Source organism: Streptomyces rhizosphaerihabitans (assembly GCF_025399795.1).
GTDB classification, from domain to species: domain Bacteria; phylum Actinomycetota; class Actinomycetes; order Streptomycetales; family Streptomycetaceae; genus Streptomyces; species Streptomyces rhizosphaerihabitans.
Genome location: NZ_JAODTZ010000028.1, coordinates 1 through 18,019, shown reverse-complemented (window position 1 = coordinate 18,019; position 18,019 = coordinate 1). Strand labels below are relative to the sequence as shown.

The window sequence follows — 18,019 nt, the reverse complement described above, 5'->3', positions numbered from 1 at the left end:
AGAACGCGGTGCACATACCCACCAGGACCCTCGTCGTGGCCTGCGCGCTCGCGGCGGTACTGCTCGTCGTCGCAGGCTGTGGCGGCGGCGACAGGGGCAGGGCATCGAACGGATCGACCGGCGGCGAGGTGTTCCTCCAGCCCGCCGCGGCCCGGGGGCCCGACCCCTTCACGGCGTCCACCGACACCTCCACCGCGACGCCGCCGGCTGTCACCCGAACGCCGCAGTCCACGCCCACCGCCGCGCGCGGAGTGCGCTCGTTCTCGGGCGCCACACCGGGCCTCTACGGAGGCGCCCGGAACACCGGCAGCTGCGACGTCGAGAAGCAGATCCGGTTCCTGGACGCCGACCGGGCCAAGGCCCGCGCCTTCGCCGAGGTCTCCGGCATCTCCCCGGGATCCGTCCCGGACTATCTGCGCCAGCTGACCCCGGTCGTACTGCGCGCCGACACCAGCGTCACGAACCACGGGTTCGGTGACGGACGGGCGACCGGCTTCCAGGCCGTGCTCCAGGCAGGTACGGCCGTCCTCGTCGACAACCGGGGCGTACCCCGGGTCCGCTGCGCCTGCGGCAACCCGCTGGGCCGGCCCACCCCGATCGACGGGAACCCGGACGTCCGGGGCAGGCCCTGGAGCGGGTACCGGCCCGCCCAGGTCGTCGTGGTGACCCCGGCGCCCGCGGTGATCACCGACATCACGATCGTCGACGTCGACGACAACACCTGGATCGAACGGCCGGTCGGCCACGACGGCCACCGTCACGACCATGTCGTACCGCCGCCCGACGGCCGGACCCCGACCCCGAAGCCGCACGATTCCACGGCCCCGCACGACCCCTCCGCCAGCGCCTCGCCGGACGGACGGAGTCCGTCCCCGGACGCCTCCGCGTCCGACTGCGTCACCCCGACCGCGACCCCGACCGCGACCCCGACTGCGACGCCGGGGACCGGGGAGAGCGCCCCGGGCGAGAGCGCCGGGTCCGGCACCGCGCCCACCGGCACGCCGACGGACGGCGCCGCCAGGGACGTATCCCGGCCGGACCGGTCCTCGCCCCTGCCCGCCGAGCCCTCGCACTGCCCCACGGGCACCGCCACGGCACCTCCGACCACGGGACCGGGGACCACCCCGGCCCCCTCGGGCCGGAACACCGCCCCGTCGACGGACACCGCCGCCCCCGACCGGTCCGGCTCCCAGGAGCCCTCGTCACCGCCGGTCCCGTCCGACGAGCCGGGCACGCCCACCGAGGACACCGCTCCGGACAGCCCCGACGCACCCGACGGCGGCGGACTGATCCCCGACGAGCCGAGCGGTCCGGACAGCGTCTTCGACGTCTCGGCCGATGGCTTCGACAGCTGACGCCCGCTCGTCCGGGGAGCCCGGAAACGGGCTCCCCAGAAGTCGAATAATCGGGCAAATGCTGGCATGGTTGCCCCATGGTTGATCGGGGAGCGAGCGCCCTGTCACTCCCGGACGACTGGCCAGCCCACCCGGATCCGATCCTGGCGCTCAACCGCATGGGCAGCTTCGACTGGGACCTGGACAACGGTCTGATGCAGATGGACGCCCGGGCCCACGAGGTCTTCGACGTGCGCCCGGACGAATACGACGGGAACCCCGCCACCCTGGGCATGCGCGTCCCGCAGGCCGAGTCCACGCGTCTCGACACCATGGTGTCCCACGCCCTCAAGGACGGCAGCGAGAACTACGGCGCCTATTTCCGCATCCGCCGCCGTGACGGCTCCCTGCGCTGGACCCACACCCAGGGCTACATCCGCCGCGACGAGAGCGGCCGGCCGCACAGGATCATCGGCATCGTCCGCGACGCCACCGACGAGCTCGACGAGAGCGCGGCACGCCGTGAACAGGCCGCCCAGAACGAGGTAAGGCGCCAGCAGACCAACGTCGTCCAGCTGACCACGGCCGCGCTGGCCCACGCCCGCACCGTCGAGGACGTCATCGACGTCCTGCAGGACACCCACGGCCTCACCCACCTCGGGGCGGCCAGCCTGGTCATGGGCCTGGTGGAGGCCGGCCGCATCCGCATGGTCGCCACGGGCCCCGAGCACAGCTACGTCCCCGGCACCCGGGTCACCCGCCTGGACGCGCAGTACCCGATGAACGAGGTCGTGCGGAGCCTCGCGCCGCACTTCATCGAGTCGCCCGAGGAGTTCGCCGAGTCGTACCCGCTCCTGTGGCCGAACATCACCGGCCTGAAGATCACCTCGGCCGCGTATCTGCCGCTCATCGTGCAGGCCCGCCCCATCGGCGCGATCGGCCTGCTCTACAACGACCGGCACGGCTTCTCCGAGGACGAGCGCAACGTCCTCGTCGCACTCGGCAGCAGCATCGCCCAGAGCCTCCAGCGGGCCATGTTCTACGAACAGGAGAAGGACCTCGCCCAGGGCCTCCAGCAGGCCATGCTGCCGCGCTCCATCCCCAGCGTGGCGGGCGCCGACGTCGCCGTCCGCTACCGCTCCGCCTCCCTCGGCCGGGACATCGGCGGCGACTGGTACGACCTGATCCCGCTGCCGGGCGGCCGCGTCGGCGCCGTCATCGGCGACGTCCAGGGCCACGACACCCACGCCGCCGCCGTCATGGGCCAGCTGCGCATCGTCCTGCGCGCCTACGCCGCCGAGGGCCACACGCCGCCCACCGTGATGGCCCGCGCCTCGATCTTCCTCGACGAACTCGACACCGACCGCTTCGCGACCTGCCTGTACGCCGAGATCGACCTGTCCACCGGAGTGGCCCAGGTGGTGCGGGCCGGTCACATCGACCCGCTGGTCCGGCACACCGACGGAACGTGCCGCCGGCTGCCCGTGGAAGGCGGCCTGCCGCTCGGCCTGTCCGCCGAGTTCAGAGCCCTCGAATACCCCGTCGCCACCGTCGAACTCGACCCCGGCCAGACCCTGCTGCTGTGCACCGACGGGCTCGTCGAGGAGCCGGGCGTCGACCTCGACGAGGGCATGCGCACCCTCGGCGAAATCATCTGCGGCGGCCCGGAGGACGTCAGCGACCTCGCCGACCGGCTCATCGAGATGGCCGAGGAACGCGGCGGGGACGACGACGTCGCCCTGCTGCTCCTGCGCCGCCACAGCGTCATCGACCAGCGCTCGGGCGGACGCCTCCAGCAGCACGTGGCGCCCGGCGATCCGGAAGCGCTCATCGAGGCCCGGCACATGATCCGGGCCGCGGTCCGCGCCTGGGGAGCCCGTGACCGGGCCGACGAGATCGAGCTGGTCGCCGACGAACTGATCACCAACGCCCTCATGCACACCGAGGGTTCGGCGATCGTCACCCTGCGCGTGCTGACCGGATCCGACCGCAGACTGCGCGTCGAGGTCGAGGACTCGTCGAGCGCGCTGCCGCGCCGCCGCGAGGCCGGCGAGTCCGGTGTCTCCGGCCGCGGACTGCTGCTCGTCGACCGCCTCACCGACGTCTGGGGCGTCGAGGCCCGCGGCGGCGGCAAGTGCGTGTGGTGCGAGTTCATGGTCCGGGAACGGAACTGATCCCTGGCGTTGCGGCGCCGGATGGCACTCTGGACGTATGCCGGAACTGCCCGAGGTCGAAGCGCTCAAGGACTTCCTGGCCGACCACCTCGTCGGCCGTCAGGTCGTGCGCGTGCTGCCCGTCGCCATCAGCGTCATGAAGACGTACGACCCTCCCGTCACGGCCCTGGAAGGACGCGAGGTCACGGCCGTCCGCCGGTCCGGCAAGTTCCTCGACATCGACGCGGACGGCCTGCACTTCGTCACACATCTGGCCCGCGCGGGCTGGCTGCACTGGAAGGACACGCTCCCCGACGGCCCGCCCAAGCCCGGCAAGGGGCCGCTCGCGCTGCGGGTCGCGCTGGAGACCGGCGAGGGCTTCGACCTCACCGAGGCGGGCACCCGGAAACGGCTCGCCGTGTATGTCGTCGAGGACCCGGAACTGATTCCCGGCGTGGCCCGGCTCGGCCCGGACCCGCTCGCCGACGACTTCGACGAGAAGCGGTTCGCCGGGCTGCTCCAGGGCGAGCGGCGCCGGCTCAAGGGCGCTCTGCGCGACCAGGGTCTGATCGCGGGCGTGGGCAACGCCTACAGCGACGAGATCCTGCACGCCGCCCGGATGTCCCCCTTCAAGATCGCCTCCTCGTTGACCCCCGAGGAGACCCGGCGGCTTTACGAGGCCCTGCGCGGCACGCTCGCCGAAGCAGTGGAGCGCTCCCGCGGGCTGGCCGCCGGACGGCTGAAGGCGGAGAAGAAGAGCGGTCTGCGGGTGCACGGGAGAACGGGGGAGGCCTGCCCGGTGTGCGGCGACACCATTCGCGAAGTCTCCTTCAGCGACTCCTCGTTGCAGTACTGCCCGACCTGTCAGACCGGCGGCAGGCCGCTGGCGGACCGGCGGATGTCCCGGCTGCTCAAGTAGGCGGACCCGCGGCCGGACCAGGGAGACCTCGGGGCCTCGGCAGCGGCCGCGGCGCGGCCGCCCGAGCTGTGGGACGTGCGGCGGCAAGGGGCGTGTCGCGGTGGCCCGAGCTGTGGGACGGGGCGCTGTTCAGGGGGAGTTGAGCGTCACGAGGTGTTTGCCGTCCGCCGTGCGCACCTCGAACCGGCGGATCTCGTCGGGCCGCATGGACGAGCCGCCCTGCATGGTGATGGCGGCGCCGTTGTGCGGGGGCTCCATCCAGCTCGTCACCGTCTGCTCCGAGCCGTCCTCGCCGATGGCGACGAGCTCGCAGGAGCGGGGACCCTTGGCGTCCTTGACCTGGACCTCGATCTCACTGCCCCAGACCCGGTCCCGGGTCGACACCTGGGCCCAGACCCCGGTCTCCGCGTCGGTCCTGGCCATCTGGTTGGCCGGGGGGTCGGCCGCGGCGACCTGGTCCGAGGGGGAGCCGTGCGCGGTGACGAGGGCGATCGTGGGACCGCCCGCCGCGAGGACAACGGAGGCCGCCAGGGCGTACAGCAAGCGTCGGCGGCCGGCGCGGTTGCGCGTGGCCACCTCACCGAGCAGCCGGTCGAGCAGCCGCGGCCCGGGGGCGGCGAACGGGTGCACGGTGCGCGGAGTCGACCGGCGGTACAGCATCAACTGCCGTGTGGCGGGGCGGAATTCGCTGACGTACGCCGTGCACCGAGGGCACTCCATGAGGTGGTCCTCGAAGCGGAAGGCTTCCGCCTCGCCGAGCACGCCGAGCGCATAGGCGCCGACGTCGCGATGCCGTTCCAGGGACCTCATACCGAATACCGAATCCTCGTGGCGTTGGTGCGGACTGTGAGTGGTGTTGCTGTTGCCCACGGGTACGCACCAGACCGTCGAATCACTCAAGACTCGTTCGGAATCGGGGTCAAGACATTCGGAGCACGCGCGCTCGCGGATTGGTGCGAGCCCGAAAAAACTGTTCCCGGCGCGGTCACGGCCGCCGTCAGAAGAGGTGGATGGCCAGATGCCCGAGCGGCAGCCCCAGCCGCCAGGCCGCCGTCCACACCTTCGGACCGTCGTCCTCACCTGGTACGGAGCCGCCGCCGGGCACCGCGTCCAGGTCCGGAGCGAGCAGTTCCGTCTCCTCCAGCCAGCGCCAGGCCGCGGACGCCAGCCTCAGATCGGGATCGGGTGCGGCGGATCCGATGGCCTCGGCCGCGCGCCGCGCCAGGTGTTCGCGCACCCACGTGTGCCAGGGCTGGTCGTACGCCGTCAGCGAAAGCCAGGTCTCCAGTTGGGTGATGACCCGGATTCCGGAGAGTTCGCCCCCGCTGTCGGACAGGAAGATGGTCAGCGCCAGGGCGTCGCGCCCGGCGCGGAACTCGAAGGAGGTGGGCGGCATCAGGTCGCCCGTACGCAGCAGTTCGTCGGCGATGTACTCGGCGTACAACCAGGCCATGGGGACGGTGAGTTCGCCCCCGTCGGTGCCGTCCGTGCTCTCTTGCCCTCTGTGCAGCATCCCTTCCTGCCTTCCTCCGGTGCGTGCGCGTCGCCCGACCCCGGGCCCCAGTCCGGAACACGGATGAGGCAAGCTGATTGCTCAACCATGGTCCTCAGCAAGGCGCTTTACGGAGGTTTGACTAAGCCTTCGGTTTCACCGCAGGTCGGCCGCGTATCCCGGAAGAACCCGGCGCAGGGCGCGCAGCGCGTAGTACGCGCGGGACTTCACGGTACCCGGCGGAATCCCGAGTGCCGCAGCGGCCTCCGCCACACTCGCCCCCTGGAAGTACACCAGCACCAGGACTTCACGGTGTTCGGGAGTGAGTGTCTTCACAGCCTCCCGCACATCGAGCGTCGCCGCCGACCGTTCGGCGTGATCGGCACAGACGCGCGCGTTGTCGAGGACCGCGTCCCCGACCTCGGGAGGCCGTGCCTGCCGGGCCCGGCGTGCGTCGATGGCGAGCCGCCGCCCCACGGTCAGCAGCCAGGGCCGTACCGAGTCGAAGTCGTCGGTGCGCAGGGCCTCGGGGTGCTGCCAGGCGCGTACGAACGTCTCCTGCAGCAGGTCCTCGGCGCGCTGGCGATCGCCGTCGGACAGACGCAACAGCAGGGCGAAGAGGGGGCGGCCGTGCTCACGCTGCAGTGCGGCCAGCTCGTGCTCGGCGGTCGTCCCGTGGGCGATGGTGGTGGTTCCGGCCGTCATGGCGTGTATGCCAGCGTGCCGCGCCTCTCGCGGACAGGCCGGGAACACGGTTGTGCGGTGGGCGGTCGAAGCCGTCGGTGAACGGTGCGCCGAACGGTCCGCCGAGGTGGAGCCCCGGATTCCGTGGCCGCCACCGCCGTCGCACCGCTGTTCGCCCCGACGGGCACGCCCGTGAGCGCCGAACGGGCTAGCGGTGGTGGTGTCTCCTTGACTGCCGGCTGCCCGTGTACGTGGATGCCTATCAATTCGTAATTAAATACGACGATATGGGGCCCGGCATGATCACACGCGCGCGACAGATCAACCTGGCCCTCGCGGCCGCCCTCATCGCGGCGGCGGCCGCCTGCCAGGCCCACGACTCGGGCGCGCACCGGCGCAGCGGGCAGCCCGCCCCCGCAGCCGCCCGCGGCTTCACGCTCGTCGCCGGCGGCGACGTCCTGCCGGACAGCTCGGTCGTCGACCGGGCGAACTCCGATGCGGGAGGCAGCGGATACGACTTCCGGCCGATGCTCGCGGGCGTCCGGCCCGTCGTGTCCGGGGCCGATCTGGCGATCTGTCGGATGGAGACCGTGTACGACGCCGACCACATCGGCTCCCCAGCCCTCAAGACCCCGCCCCAGATGGCCGAGGGTCTCGCCGCGACGGGCTACGACTCCTGCTCCACCGCCTCGGACCACACCCTGGACGACGGCGCCGACGGTGTCCGGCGCACCCTGGACGTGCTGGACCGCGCGGGCGTGCGGCACGCCGGATCGGCGCGCACCGCGCAGGAGGCGAACGGCGCCACCCTCATGCGGGCGGGCGGCGCCCGGGTCGCCCATCTCGCGTACACCGACGACGCGAACGGGCTTCCCCTCCCGCCCGGGCAGCCCTGGGCGGTCGGCCTGATCGACCCCGGCCGGATCGTCGCGGACGCCCGTGCCGCCCGCAAGGCGGGCGCCGACGTGGTCGTCGTCTCCCTCGACCGGGGCACCGCGTGGCAGGACGAGCCCGACGAGCGACAACTGCTGCTGAGCCGGCAGCTGACCGCGTCCCGCACCGACGGGCGGCCCGACATCGACCTGATCCTCGGCACCCGCGCACACGTCCCGCAGGCGTACGAGAAGGTCAACGGCACCTGGGTCGTCTACGGAACGGGCGACCAGATCGCCGGCGAGATGTACAACGACCAGGGCGTCCAGGACCCGCGCGGCGACGAGAGCACCATCGGACGCTTCACCTTCGCCCCGTCCGCGCGGCGGGGAGCGCGGTGGGAGGTGACGAAGGCCGAGTTCATCCCGCTGGCCTTCGACCTCGACGCCGGCCGGGTCGTCGATCTCAACGCCGCGCTGGAGCAGGGCGCCGCGGTCGGCGCCGTACGCGACCGGATCCGGGACGTCGTCCTCGGCCGGGGCGCGGGCAGGGCCGGCCTCGTCATGGGGAAATGACGCGGGAGCCGCGCTACGGCACGACCGTGACCGGCCAGCGGCCCGCCTTCACCAGCCGGATCGCCACCGAACCGACGATCCGGTGCCCCGCCTGCTCGGAGGCCCCGACCACCACGGCGTCCGCCTTCAGCTCGTCCGCGGCCGTGACCAGGCCGTTGTAGGGGTCACCGCGGAAGGTGTGGAACTCCCAGCGCACATCGAATATGTCCTTCACCCGCTCGGCGGCGTCGCGGATGTACTGGACGAGATCCTCGGCGATCTCGTCGGTGGTCTCCGCGACCGGCACCCCGAGCGCCGCCCCCGCCGCCATCACCGGCTGGATGTAGACGACCGCGAGCAGCGCCCGCTGCCGCCGCGCCAGACCCCCGGCGTACGCCGCGGCGCGCAGCGAGGAGTCGGAACCGTCCACACCGACGACGATGACCTTGGGACCGTCCGTCCCGCGCTCGAACCCATGCGCGTGCTGCTCTTCCGTCACGGCTGCGAGGCTATCGGAACCCGCAGGTCCCACCGCCTCCGGGGAGCGGGGAGGATTCACTCGACGGGCGGGGCGGCGCCGCTCTTCCTACAGTCGGAACCATGAGTGCCACCGTGGAGGCCCGCCCGCCGAAGAGCACCACCGGCCCGAAACGGCCGCCCCGGGACGGCTTCCTCAGCAAGGTGCCCGAAGGCTTCGGCACGTTCTTCGGCATCATCGGTCTGCTCTGCGCCCTGCTCGCCTTCATCCCCCCGCTGCGCGCGCTGCTGCGCCCGGTGGTGCGCTTCCTCGACCTGCTGATCATCCCGGTCAGCGCCAACCTCGCGTACGCCGTCTTCCTCTTCCTGCTCGCCGCCGCGACGGCCGCCCGCAAGAAGATCGCCTGGTGGCTGGTGGTCGTCTACCTCGGCCTGCTGGTCCTGACCGACGCCCTCGGGGTCGCCGCCGGCCTGTACGCCGCCTCGATCCCCTCGCTGATCGTCTGCGGGCTCCTGCTCGCGCTGCTGATCGTGGCCCGCCGGGAGTTCTACGCCGACTCGCGGCGCGCCGCCGTACGACGGGCCCTGCTCGTCCTGTTCACCGGACTCGTCGTGGCGATCCTGCTCGGCTGGGGCCTGGTCGAGCTGTTCCCCGGCACTCTGGCGGAAGGCCAGCGGCTGCTGTGGGCCGCCAACCGGGTCTGCGGCGGACTGGTCTCCGGGCGTTCGTTCGACGGCCGTCCGCCGCGCTGGCTGTTCTTCGTCCTCGGCCTGTTCGGCGCCCTCGCCCTGCTCAACGCCGCCGCCGCGCTCTTCCGCTCCCAGCGCCTGGTCGCGGCCCTGCACGGCGACGAGGAGACCCGGATCCGCGCCCTGCTCCAGGCGTACGGCGGCGACGACTCTCTCGGCTACTTCGCCACCCGCCGCGACAAGGCCGTCGTCTTCTCGCCCAGCGGCAAGGCGGCCGTCACCTACCGCGTCGAGGCCGGAGTGTGCCTCGCCAGCGGCGATCCCGTCGGCGACCGGGAGGCCTGGCCGCACGCGATCGGCGCCTGGCTGGACATAGCCCGCCGCTACGGCTGGGCGCCCGCCGCGATGGGCGCCTCCGAAGAGGGCGCCAAGGCGTTCGCGCGCTCCGGGCTCGGCGCCCTGCAACTCGGCGACGAGGCGATCCTGTACGTCGTCGGCTTCGACCTCTCCGGCCGCGACATGCGCGTCACCCGGCAGGCCGTCAACCGCGTCAAACGCACCGGCGCCACCTGCCGGGTACGCCGGCACTCCACCCTGTCCGAAGCAGAGATGGAGGAGATCGTCAGCCGGGCCGACACCTGGCGCGACACCGAGACCGAACGCGGCTTCTCGATGGCCCTCGACCGGCTCGGCGACCCCGAGGACGGCGAATGCCTGCTCGTCGAGGCGATGGGCTCCGACGGCAAACTCCTCGCGCTGCTCTCCTTCGTGCCCTGGGGCCGCGACGGCATCTCCCTCGACCTGATGCGCCGGGACCGCAGCGCGCCCAACGGCGTCATGGAGTTCATGGTCGCGGAGGTGTGCGCGGTCGCCGGGAAGTTCGGTGTCCGGCGCATCTCCCTCAACTTCGCCGTGTTCCGCTCGGTCTTCGAGGAGGGCGCCCGCATCGGCGCGGGCCCGGTGCTCAGACTCTGGCGCAGGCTGCTGCTGTTCTTCTCCAAGTGGTGGCAGCTGGAGGCCCTGTACCGCTCCAACGCCAAGTACCACCCCGAGTGGTACCCGCGCTTCATCTGCTACGGCGACACCGGCGCCCTGGCCCGTATCGGCATGGCCTCCGCCATCGCCGAGGGCTTCGTCTCCGTGCCCTCGCTGCGCACGCTGTGGGGCAAGGGGCATGCGAAGGGCGGACCCAAACCCGCCACCACCGCGGGGCTGCCCTCGCTGACGGCCCTCGGACTCGGCACGGGGGACGGGACCGAGGCCGGCGATCCCACCACCGGTCTGCCCGACCAGGTCCGTGTGCGGCACCGCAAACTCGACCGGCTGCGCGCCGACGGCACCGACCCCTACCCGGTCGGCATCCCGCCGCGCACCCATGTCCTGGCCGACGTCCGCGGCGGCGAGGACGTGACCGTCGCCGGACGCGTGATGCTCGTACGCGACTTCGGCGGCATCCTCTTCGCCGTGCTGCGCGACTGGTCCGGCGATCTCCAGATCGCCCTCACCCGAAAGGAGTCCGGCCCCGCGCTCGACCGCTTCCGGCAGGTCGTCGACATCGGCGACCACATCAGCGCCGACGGTCTCGCGGGCGCCAGCGACACCGGCGAACCCACGGTCTTCGTCGCCTCGTGGCAGCTCACCGCCAAGTGCCTGCACCCGCTGCCCGACAAGCGCAAAGGACTCGCGGACCCCGAGGCCAAGGTCCGCCGCCGGTATCTCGACCTGGTGTCCAGCACCGGCGCCCGCGATGTCGTACGGGCCCGCTCCACGGCCGTCCAGGCGCTGCGTCAGGGCCTGCTCGACCGCGGCTACCTGGAGGTCGAGACGCCGATGCTCCAGCAGATCCACGGCGGAGCCAACGCCCGGCCCTTCACCACCCACATCAACGCCTACGACCTGAACCTGTATCTGCGCATCGCACCCGAGCTCTACCTCAAACGGCTGTGCGTCGGCGGCATGGAGAAGGTCTTCGAGATGGGCCGCACCTTCCGCAACGAGGGCGTCTCCTACAAGCACAACCCCGAGTTCACGATGCTGGAGGCCTACCAGGCCTTCGCCGACTACGACGTGATGCTCGACCTCGCCCGCGAACTCATCCAGGGCGCCGCGACCGCCGCCTTCGGCTCACCGATCGCCCGCAAGGACGGCACCGAGTACGACATCTCCGGGGACTGGCCCGTCAAGACGGTGTACGGCGCGGTCTCCGAGGCGCTGGGGGACGAGATCGACGCCGACACGTCGCTGGAGGCGTTGCTGCGGCTGTGCGACCGTGCGGGCGTCCCGTACACGGCTGACGACGGACGCGGTGACGTCGTCCTGGAGATGTACGAACGTCTGGTCGAGGAGAAGACGCGGCTGCCCACGTTCTACAAGGACTTCCCGACCGACGTCTCCCCGCTCACCCGGCAGCATCGCACCGACCCGCGGCTCGCGGAGCGCTGGGACCTCGTCGCCTTCGGCACGGAACTTGGCACTGCCTACTCGGAGTTGACCGACCCGGTCGAGCAGCGCCGCCGGCTCACCGAGCAGTCGCTGCTGGCCGCCGGGGGAGATCCCGAGGCGATGGAACTGGACGAGGACTTCCTCGACGCCCTGGAGTACGCCATGCCGCCCACCGGCGGGCTCGGGATCGGCGTCGACCGGCTCGTCATGTTCCTCACCGGGCTGACGATCCGCGAAACGCTGCCGTTCCCGCTGGTGCGACGCCGCTGAAAATGGTCCAGGCGGGTGCATTCATGGGGCCCTACCGGTGTTGCTCGGCGTGGTGACCCCTCCGCCGGGTGACTGATTGGTCATGAAAAAGGATCAGCTGATTACCCGGCGCCGGGCGTTGATCGCCGGCGCCGCCGTCCTGGGGGCGGCCGGGGCGGCGGGAACAGCCCGTGTTCTGACCGCCGACCGGGCCGCGCAGCCGGCGCGGAGTCTCCCGCTCACCGGCCCGCAGGCGTCCCGCGCCCTCAAGCCGTCCGCGTACCGCCTCCAGCCGATCGCCGGGTACGGCCCGCCTCCGAACAGCACGCACCTGCGGACCTTCGTCCGGCGCGAGCCGTTCATGCGCATGTCCGGACGCGGCCGCAGCATGGTGCTGACCTTCGATGACGGCCCCGACCCGCACTACACCCCCGAGATCCTGCGCACCCTGCGCGAGTACGACGTGCACGCCATGTTCTTCGTGTGCGGGGCGATGGCCGCCGACAACAAGGACCTGCTGGGTGAGATGGCCGACGACGGACACATCGTCGGCAATCACACCTGGAGCCATCCCCTGCTGACCAAGCTCTCGCGCTCCGCGATCCGCTCCGAGCTCGAGCGCACCAGCGAGGTCATCGACGACGCCTACGGCGAGCCGCCGGCCTGGTTCCGCGCGCCGTACGGGGAGTGGAACCGGGCGACCTACCAGATCGGCGCCGAACTCGGCATGGAGCCACTGGCCTGGACGATCGACACGCTCGACTGGTCGATGCCGGGCACCCGTTCGATCGTCGGCGTGGTCGAGAAGCAGGCCGCCCCGGGCGTCGTCGTCCTCTCGCACGACGCGGGCGGTGACCGCTCGCAGAGCGTTCAGGCGCTGCGCGGCTATCTCCCGCACCTGCTGGACTCCGGTTACCACATCACGGTGCCGCGCCGGAAATACGCCTAGAACCGAAAAAGGGCCCCGCGCGCCGGGCGTCGCGGGGCTTTCGGCCGGGCCGGCCGGCGGGAGGCCCGGAGCCTCGCCGACCGGCCTTTCGCCCGCCCGATCCGGGAACGCTCAGCGCACCTCGGACAAACGGGCGAAGACGACCACGTTTCCGTCGTAGCCGTGCTGCTTGGAGAAACCGCCTCCGCACGTGATGACGCGCAATTCGGGGGTGCCCTTGCTGTTGTAAACACGGTCGCCGGGGAAATCGCTCTTCGCGAAGACCTCGATGCCGTAGATCTCGAACACCGCGGTCTTCCCGTCCTTGCGCAGGACCTCGATCCGGTTCCCCTTTTTGAGCGCCCCGAGCCCGTAGAACACGGCGGGCCCCCGCATGTTGTCGACATGGCCCACGATCACGGCCGTGCCCTTCTCGCCGGGCGAGACCGCGCCGGTGAACCAGCCGGCGAGATTCGGATCGTCGGGCGGCGGCGCGTCGACCCATCCGTCCATGTCCAGACCCACCGGCATCACCGGGGCGTCGACCCGGATGGCCGGGATCCGCACCCGGTCGACCACGGAGTACGGCAGCGGGTCCGGCGCGTTCGAAAACGTGCCACCCGGCGTGCGGCTGTCCGCCGCGGCGGCCGAGGCGGGCTGAGGGGGGCCCACGTCGAACTCACCGGAACCATTCCGAATGAGTGCGAGGCCGGTCAGCAGAACAAGCGCTATCACGCCCCAAGGAGCGCGCTTCCTCTGCCGCTCCTCCTCTTCGGCCAGCTCGGACGCAGACATTCGCAATCCCCTCTCGACGCGGCCGTCGCCTCGTCATCCGCGCATATGAGCACGCTAATGGCAGCGGGACCGCCCGGCGACGGGGCGCGGGCGAACGGGTGGCGGGACGAATGCATCGTGCGCCATCCGAGTTGCCGTGACCAGGAATTTTCTGACGGTGCGTGACCTGCGGCAATATCCGATTGTGTGGAATTCCTTCGGCGTGTCTTCTCACCAGGACGGACCATTCCCGAAATGCGGCCCCGCGCACGGCATCTGAGGGTCTGTCTGGGAGGCGCTTTCTCGCCGATCCACCGGGGACGGTTCCCGGGGCGCCCCCGCGGAGGATCACATGCGTACTACTCGTGCCCTGGCGGTGTCTGCCGCCGCGGTCGCCGTCGTGGGGCTCGCCGCCCCGATGGCCGCGGCGTGGAACACCCCGAGCAACATCGTCGCGATGCCCAGCGTCATCGCCCGCGGCGGCCAGCTGACCGTGACGGTCGACGGGTGCCCGAGAGGAGGCACCATGACCTCGCCCGCGTTCCGTCAGGCGAGGCTCTCGCCGCTCCTGGGCAGCCACAACGAGTCGTCCAGCGGTACGGCCACCATCAACCAGGACGCCCGTCCCGGTTCGTACGACATCACCGTCAACTGCGACGGCACGGGCCCGCTGACCCGTCCTGCCGCCTTCACCGTCATCGGCGGTGTGCGCGGCGGTCTCGGCGGCAGCAGCTCCACCGGGGCCACGTCCACCGACATGGCGATCGGCGGCGGTCTGGTGGCCGCGGCGGCCGTCGGCGGCGGGGTGTTCTGGATGCGGCGCAGGTCGGAAAGGCACATCTGACCGTTCCGACGGGCGAAGCGGCCGGTCCCGCCCCCTTCGGAGGCCGGCCGTCCGCCGCGCGGAGCGCACATGACAGCCCTTCGCTCCGGACCCGCCTGACAGGGTCCGGGGTGAAGGGCTGTGCCACCCCGTCAGGATTCGTCGGACGCGCCGCGTCGGCGCGACAGGTACCAGGCGGCGCCGACGGAACCGGCGATGAGCGCGGCTCCCATCGCGATCTCCTTCGGATCGAAGCCGCCGACGCTGCCGCCGACACCGGCCCGGACACCCCGCTGCAGGGGGACCGGGGTCGGAGTGACCGGCCGGCGGCCGGCGATGGTGAGACCGGTGCTGCCGCTCGCTCCGCCGCAGGAGAACGTCACGTCGTACACGGCCCCGGGTCTGGCGTCCCAGTCGACCATGGCGGTGGCCGAGGACTGCCCCGGCGGGATCGTGACGGTGTCGAAGACCCCGGAGGTGACCGTGGCGGTTCCCCTGCACCCGCCGTCCCGCTTCAGAAGCAGCGACACCTGACCGCCCGCGGCGATGGTCGACGGCTGCACGCTGAAGGCGAACGGGGTGATGTTGTGGTCCCCGTCACCGGCGAAGGCGGCGGGTGCGGTGAAGGTCAGGGCGGTCACGCCCAGCAGTGCGGCCGAAGCGACGCGTATCGCGCGCATGGTGAGCCTCCAGGTCCCCGAGGAGCCTTGCTGCGGACCTTTTCCGCTCGCGCCAGAAATGCACCTCGATGATCGAAACGCTAGGAAAGGGTGAACCGGGGCGCGATCCCAGTAGCGCGAACGGGGCAATCCTGTGGGCCGTTCGAGGGATGTCGTGCGTGCGGACGGGGGACGGACACGGCGTGGCGTCCGTCCCCCGTCCGTCGGGTCTCCCCGGGCGAGCCGTTACCCGGGAAGCTGCGGGAACAGCGCCGTGAAGGGCTCCGCCGACGCTGTGATCCCCCGGCTGTAGGGCGCGTCGAAGTCCCAGATCAGGAAGAGCAGGAAGGCGATCAGGGCGGAGAACAGTCCGGCCAGGATCAGTTCCCGGGCGGTGCGCCGGATCTGCAGCGCGAAGATCATCCCGACCGTGACCACGGCGCCGGTGATCAGCCCGAACCACACCACCCCCGGCATGGTCGCCCCCGTGGAGTCGGCGCGGGCGCTGCGCGCGGTGTCGGCCGCCGTCACCTGGTCGAGGAGTGGCTGGTACGCCTGCGCCTCGAAGTCCGACTTCGGCTGGTAGTCGGTGACGTCGTGCCGGATCCGGTCGAGGAGCCGGCCGCCCTCGGCGGTCACCCGGCCGTGCTCGGCCATGGCCTTCCACTCGGTGGTGACCACGTGATGGACATACGTGTCGACGTCACCGCGGATGCGGTCGCGGACGTCGGGCGGGTAGACCCGGACCCGCTCGGAGATCTCGTGCAGGGCCTGGGCCTCCGCCTGCACATGGTCCTGGGCGCCGCCGCGGGCCTCCCAGACACCGGCGATGGCCAGACCGAGAACGATGGCGTACACCACGCCGATCATCATCGTCATGTACTCGATGACGTCCGGGGTCTCGGTGGGGTCCTCGTCCTCGCGGGCCCTGCGATGGCGTACGAGGGTCACGATGAGGACCACGAGGCACGCGGCCGCCATCGCGAGGGCGAGAACAAGCCAATCCGACAAAGTGTGCCTCCAGGGGTCAGCGCGGGCGCAGCGCCGCGACGGCGAGCACCGCGGGCGCGGTGATGAGCAGGGTGAACGAGACCAGCGACGGACCGCTGCGGGGCTGGTGCTTGTGCGGCGGCGTGCGGTACGCCGGATAGCTGACCGGAACCGGCGGGGGAGTGGGACGCGCGCTAGGTGCCGGCCGGGGCTTCGGCGTGGGTCTCGGCGCCAGGACGGGGGCCGGCCGTGGCGGCAGGGGCCTCGGCTTCGGCGCGGGCGGAGGAGGAGGCGGTGGTGGGGGCGGTGGCGGAGGCGGTGGTACGGGCTTCGGCGCGTGGGTGGGTGGAGGGGGTGGCTTCGGCGTCGGCTTCGGCGGAGGGGGCTTGGGGGGCGGCGGGGTCGGTGTGGGTGTGGGCGGGCAGGGCGGGGTCGGGGTCGGGGCCGGGCACCGGGTGGTGCTCCCGGCGACGGCGACCGCCCCGCTGCCCGCCACGGCCACCGCGGTGACGCCGTCGCCGCCCGGGCCGGTGGAGGCGTACGCGCAGGCGTCGGCCGCGGCCGTTCCGCTCGGCGCGCCGACGAGGAGCCAGGTGAGCGCCGTCAGCGCCAATACACGTATGAAGAGGGCGGATCGGGTCCGCTGGGGTGCGTGCACGACGGAGATCATGAGGTGCGCGGGACCCGGCCACGCCGGAGTGTCCGGGATTGCCCCCGAAGGGGGTACCTCCGACCCCCGGCGGCTTGACGAGCGGGGGTCGGGAAGCGCGGGCACGGATCGAACATATGGGCGAGCGTCGTCGTGCGCGTCACAGTCTTCCGAAAGAAATTTGAAGCCCGTTTGAACACTCCTGCCCCTCCCGCCCGTACCTAGGACCATGCGCGGCGCTGCAGGGCGCTGCAACACTTATGCGAACAGCGGGAGTTACCAATGAAGACCTCCTGGCGGAGCGCCTCACTCGTAGCGTCAGCTGCGGCCGTGCTGGCGCTCACGACGGCGTGTGGTCAGGAACAGGGCACCCCTTCGAGCGCTCAGAACGTGGGTGCCACCGCGGTGGCGGGGGGTTACGGGACGAGCACCACCGCCGGTGCGGGCAATGGCTACGGCGCCGATTCCAAGGACCAGAGCGCTGCCGCCAAGCCGGAAGTCGCGGGCCAGCTCGCCGTGACGGAAAGCGTCAAGCTCGGCAAGGTGCTGACCGACGGCGCCGGACTCACTCTTTACCGCTTCGACAAGGACACCGCCGAGCCGCCGAAGTCGAGCTGTGACGGTGCCTGCGCCACCGCCTGGCCGCCCGTGCCCGCCGAGGGTGCCGAGGCCGCCGCCGGCGTCGACAAGGCGTTGCTCGGCGAGGTCACCCGGGCCGACGGTACGAAGCAGCTGACCATAGGCGGCTGGCCCATGTACCGGTTCGCCAAGGACACCAAGGCCGGTGACGCCAACGGTCAGGGTGTGGGCGGTACTTGGTTCGCCTCGGCGCCCAACGGCAAGAAGGCGACGCTGGCCGCTCTCCCCGGTCTGTCGGTCCGCAACGACCCGAAGCTCGGCCAGATCGTCGTCGACAAGAACGGCATGACCGTCTACCGCTTCATGAAGGACCAGGCCTGGCCCGTCTCGAAGTCGGCCTGCACGGGCGCCTGCCTGGAGAAGTGGCCCGCCGTCGCTCCGGTTCCCGCGAGCGACACCAAGGGTGTTCAGAAGAAGGGCCTGATGGGCTTCACCCGCCCGGACGGTGTGAAGCAGATGACGGTCAACTGCTGGCCGATCTACACCTTCTCCGGTGACAGTGCCCCCGGTGACACCAACGGTCAGGGCGTGGGTGGCACGTGGTACGCCGTCTCGCCCGACGGAAAGCCGGTCGGCGCGGCCAAGTAGGGCATCGACTCCCCACGGTCGGTCAACTCCCCACGGTTCTGATCAGCACCCCACGGTTGATCAGCCCGCCCGAACAGCACCAAACGCGTCGCCAAGGGTCCG

The 18,019-nt window shown here is 71.5% G+C and carries 16 protein-coding genes; 8 read left to right on the top strand and 8 right to left on the bottom strand.

Annotation, left to right across the window (positions count from 1 at the left end; all coding sequences use genetic code 11):
• Nucleotides 1–8 precede the first annotated feature (8 nt).
• The 3 genes from N4G66_RS25890 (at nt 9) to N4G66_RS25880 (ending at nt 4,406) form a co-directional block, all read left to right on the top strand.
• Entirely contained in the window at nt 9–1,355 is a 1,347-nt protein-coding gene (locus N4G66_RS25890; protein ID WP_261706596.1) for a DUF6777 domain-containing protein, read from the top strand.
• A 77-nt stretch (nt 1,356–1,432) separates the two neighbouring features.
• On the top strand, nt 1,433–3,508 hold the full coding sequence (locus tag N4G66_RS25885; RefSeq protein WP_261706595.1) for a SpoIIE family protein phosphatase: 2,076 nt from the start codon (nt 1,433–1,435) through the stop codon (nt 3,506–3,508).
• A 37-nt stretch (nt 3,509–3,545) separates the two neighbouring features.
• Nucleotides 3,546–4,406, top strand: a complete 861-nt coding sequence (locus tag N4G66_RS25880) for an Fpg/Nei family DNA glycosylase (protein ID WP_261706594.1) — start codon at nt 3,546–3,548, stop codon at nt 4,404–4,406.
• 129 nt (nt 4,407–4,535) lie between these two features.
• On the opposite strand, the gene N4G66_RS25875 is transcribed toward N4G66_RS25880, so the two are convergent.
• The 3 genes from N4G66_RS25875 to N4G66_RS25865 form a co-directional block, all read right to left on the bottom strand.
• Nucleotides 4,536–5,216, bottom strand: coding sequence for an anti-sigma factor family protein (locus N4G66_RS25875; protein ID WP_261706593.1), 681 nt, complete (start codon nt 5,214–5,216; stop codon nt 4,536–4,538).
• 187 nt (nt 5,217–5,403) lie between these two features.
• Complete coding sequence (locus N4G66_RS25870; RefSeq protein ID WP_261706592.1) at nt 5,404–5,919, bottom strand: hypothetical protein; 516 nt, start codon at nt 5,917–5,919, stop codon at nt 5,404–5,406.
• Nucleotides 5,920–6,054: 135 nt separating this feature from the next.
• Complete coding sequence (locus tag N4G66_RS25865) at nt 6,055–6,603, bottom strand: sigma-70 family RNA polymerase sigma factor (protein ID WP_261706591.1); 549 nt, start codon at nt 6,601–6,603, stop codon at nt 6,055–6,057.
• Nucleotides 6,604–6,881: 278 nt separating this feature from the next.
• Between N4G66_RS25865 and N4G66_RS25860 the strand changes: the two genes are divergently transcribed.
• Nucleotides 6,882–8,030: a CapA family protein gene (locus tag N4G66_RS25860; protein ID WP_261706590.1), complete on the top strand. Its 1,149-nt coding sequence runs from the start codon at nt 6,882–6,884 to the stop codon at nt 8,028–8,030.
• Nucleotides 8,031–8,043: 13 nt separating this feature from the next.
• Here N4G66_RS25860 and N4G66_RS25855 read toward each other — a convergent pair whose 3' ends face one another.
• On the bottom strand, nt 8,044–8,508 hold the full coding sequence (locus N4G66_RS25855) for a universal stress protein (protein WP_261706589.1): 465 nt from the start codon (nt 8,506–8,508) through the stop codon (nt 8,044–8,046).
• Nucleotides 8,509–8,609: 101 nt separating this feature from the next.
• Between N4G66_RS25855 and lysX the strand changes: the two genes are divergently transcribed.
• Nucleotides 8,610–11,888, top strand: coding sequence for a bifunctional lysylphosphatidylglycerol synthetase/lysine--tRNA ligase LysX (lysX, locus tag N4G66_RS25850; protein WP_261706588.1), 3,279 nt, complete (start codon nt 8,610–8,612; stop codon nt 11,886–11,888).
• Between the two features lie 82 nt (nt 11,889–11,970).
• On the top strand, nt 11,971–12,816 hold the full coding sequence (locus N4G66_RS25845) for a polysaccharide deacetylase family protein (RefSeq protein ID WP_261706587.1): 846 nt from the start codon (nt 11,971–11,973) through the stop codon (nt 12,814–12,816).
• Between the two features lie 111 nt (nt 12,817–12,927).
• On the opposite strand, the gene N4G66_RS25840 is transcribed toward N4G66_RS25845, so the two are convergent.
• Nucleotides 12,928–13,590, bottom strand: a complete 663-nt coding sequence (locus N4G66_RS25840; RefSeq protein ID WP_261706586.1) for a class F sortase — start codon at nt 13,588–13,590, stop codon at nt 12,928–12,930.
• Nucleotides 13,591–13,921: 331 nt separating this feature from the next.
• Here N4G66_RS25840 and N4G66_RS25835 point away from each other — a divergent pair, with 331 nt between their 5' ends.
• Nucleotides 13,922–14,413, top strand: a complete 492-nt coding sequence (locus N4G66_RS25835) for a hypothetical protein (RefSeq protein WP_261706585.1) — start codon at nt 13,922–13,924, stop codon at nt 14,411–14,413.
• Between the two features lie 131 nt (nt 14,414–14,544).
• Here N4G66_RS25835 and N4G66_RS25830 read toward each other — a convergent pair whose 3' ends face one another.
• The 3 genes from N4G66_RS25830 to N4G66_RS25820 all read right to left on the bottom strand — a co-directional run bounded on the left by N4G66_RS25830 (nt 14,545) and on the right by N4G66_RS25820 (nt 16,493).
• A complete protein-coding gene (locus N4G66_RS25830; RefSeq protein ID WP_261706584.1) occupies nt 14,545–15,072 on the bottom strand; it encodes a hypothetical protein in 528 nt (175 codons plus the stop codon).
• Nucleotides 15,073–15,297: 225 nt separating this feature from the next.
• Complete coding sequence (locus N4G66_RS25825; protein ID WP_261706583.1) at nt 15,298–16,062, bottom strand: bestrophin-like domain; 765 nt, start codon at nt 16,060–16,062, stop codon at nt 15,298–15,300.
• Nucleotides 16,063–16,235: 173 nt separating this feature from the next.
• On the bottom strand, nt 16,236–16,493 hold the full coding sequence (locus tag N4G66_RS25820; RefSeq protein ID WP_261706582.1) for a hypothetical protein: 258 nt from the start codon (nt 16,491–16,493) through the stop codon (nt 16,236–16,238).
• Between the two features lie 479 nt (nt 16,494–16,972).
• On the opposite strand from N4G66_RS25820, the gene N4G66_RS25815 reads away from it, so the two are divergent.
• A complete protein-coding gene (locus N4G66_RS25815) occupies nt 16,973–17,917 on the top strand; it encodes an SCO0930 family lipoprotein (RefSeq protein ID WP_261706581.1) in 945 nt (314 codons plus the stop codon).
• Nucleotides 17,918–18,019 lie beyond the last annotated feature (102 nt).

Coding starts and splice junctions, on each gene's coding strand:
- N4G66_RS25865 (WP_261706591.1), bottom strand. CDS start 6,603: ATGACGGCCGGAACCACCACCATCGCCCACGGGACGACCGCCGAGCAC.
- N4G66_RS25880 (WP_261706594.1), top strand. CDS start 3,546: ATGCCGGAACTGCCCGAGGTCGAAGCGCTCAAGGACTTCCTGGCCGAC.
- N4G66_RS25815 (WP_261706581.1), top strand. CDS start 16,973: ATGAAGACCTCCTGGCGGAGCGCCTCACTCGTAGCGTCAGCTGCGGCC.
- lysX (WP_261706588.1), top strand. CDS start 8,610: ATGAGTGCCACCGTGGAGGCCCGCCCGCCGAAGAGCACCACCGGCCCG.
- N4G66_RS25860 (WP_261706590.1), top strand. CDS start 6,882: ATGATCACACGCGCGCGACAGATCAACCTGGCCCTCGCGGCCGCCCTC.
- N4G66_RS25835 (WP_261706585.1), top strand. CDS start 13,922: ATGCGTACTACTCGTGCCCTGGCGGTGTCTGCCGCCGCGGTCGCCGTC.
- N4G66_RS25840 (WP_261706586.1), bottom strand. CDS start 13,590: ATGTCTGCGTCCGAGCTGGCCGAAGAGGAGGAGCGGCAGAGGAAGCGC.
- N4G66_RS25875 (WP_261706593.1), bottom strand. CDS start 5,216: ATGAGGTCCCTGGAACGGCATCGCGACGTCGGCGCCTATGCGCTCGGC.
- N4G66_RS25870 (WP_261706592.1), bottom strand. CDS start 5,919: ATGCTGCACAGAGGGCAAGAGAGCACGGACGGCACCGACGGGGGCGAA.
- N4G66_RS25830 (WP_261706584.1), bottom strand. CDS start 15,072: ATGCGCGCGATACGCGTCGCTTCGGCCGCACTGCTGGGCGTGACCGCC.
- N4G66_RS25845 (WP_261706587.1), top strand. CDS start 11,971: ATGAAAAAGGATCAGCTGATTACCCGGCGCCGGGCGTTGATCGCCGGC.
- N4G66_RS25885 (WP_261706595.1), top strand. CDS start 1,433: ATGGTTGATCGGGGAGCGAGCGCCCTGTCACTCCCGGACGACTGGCCA.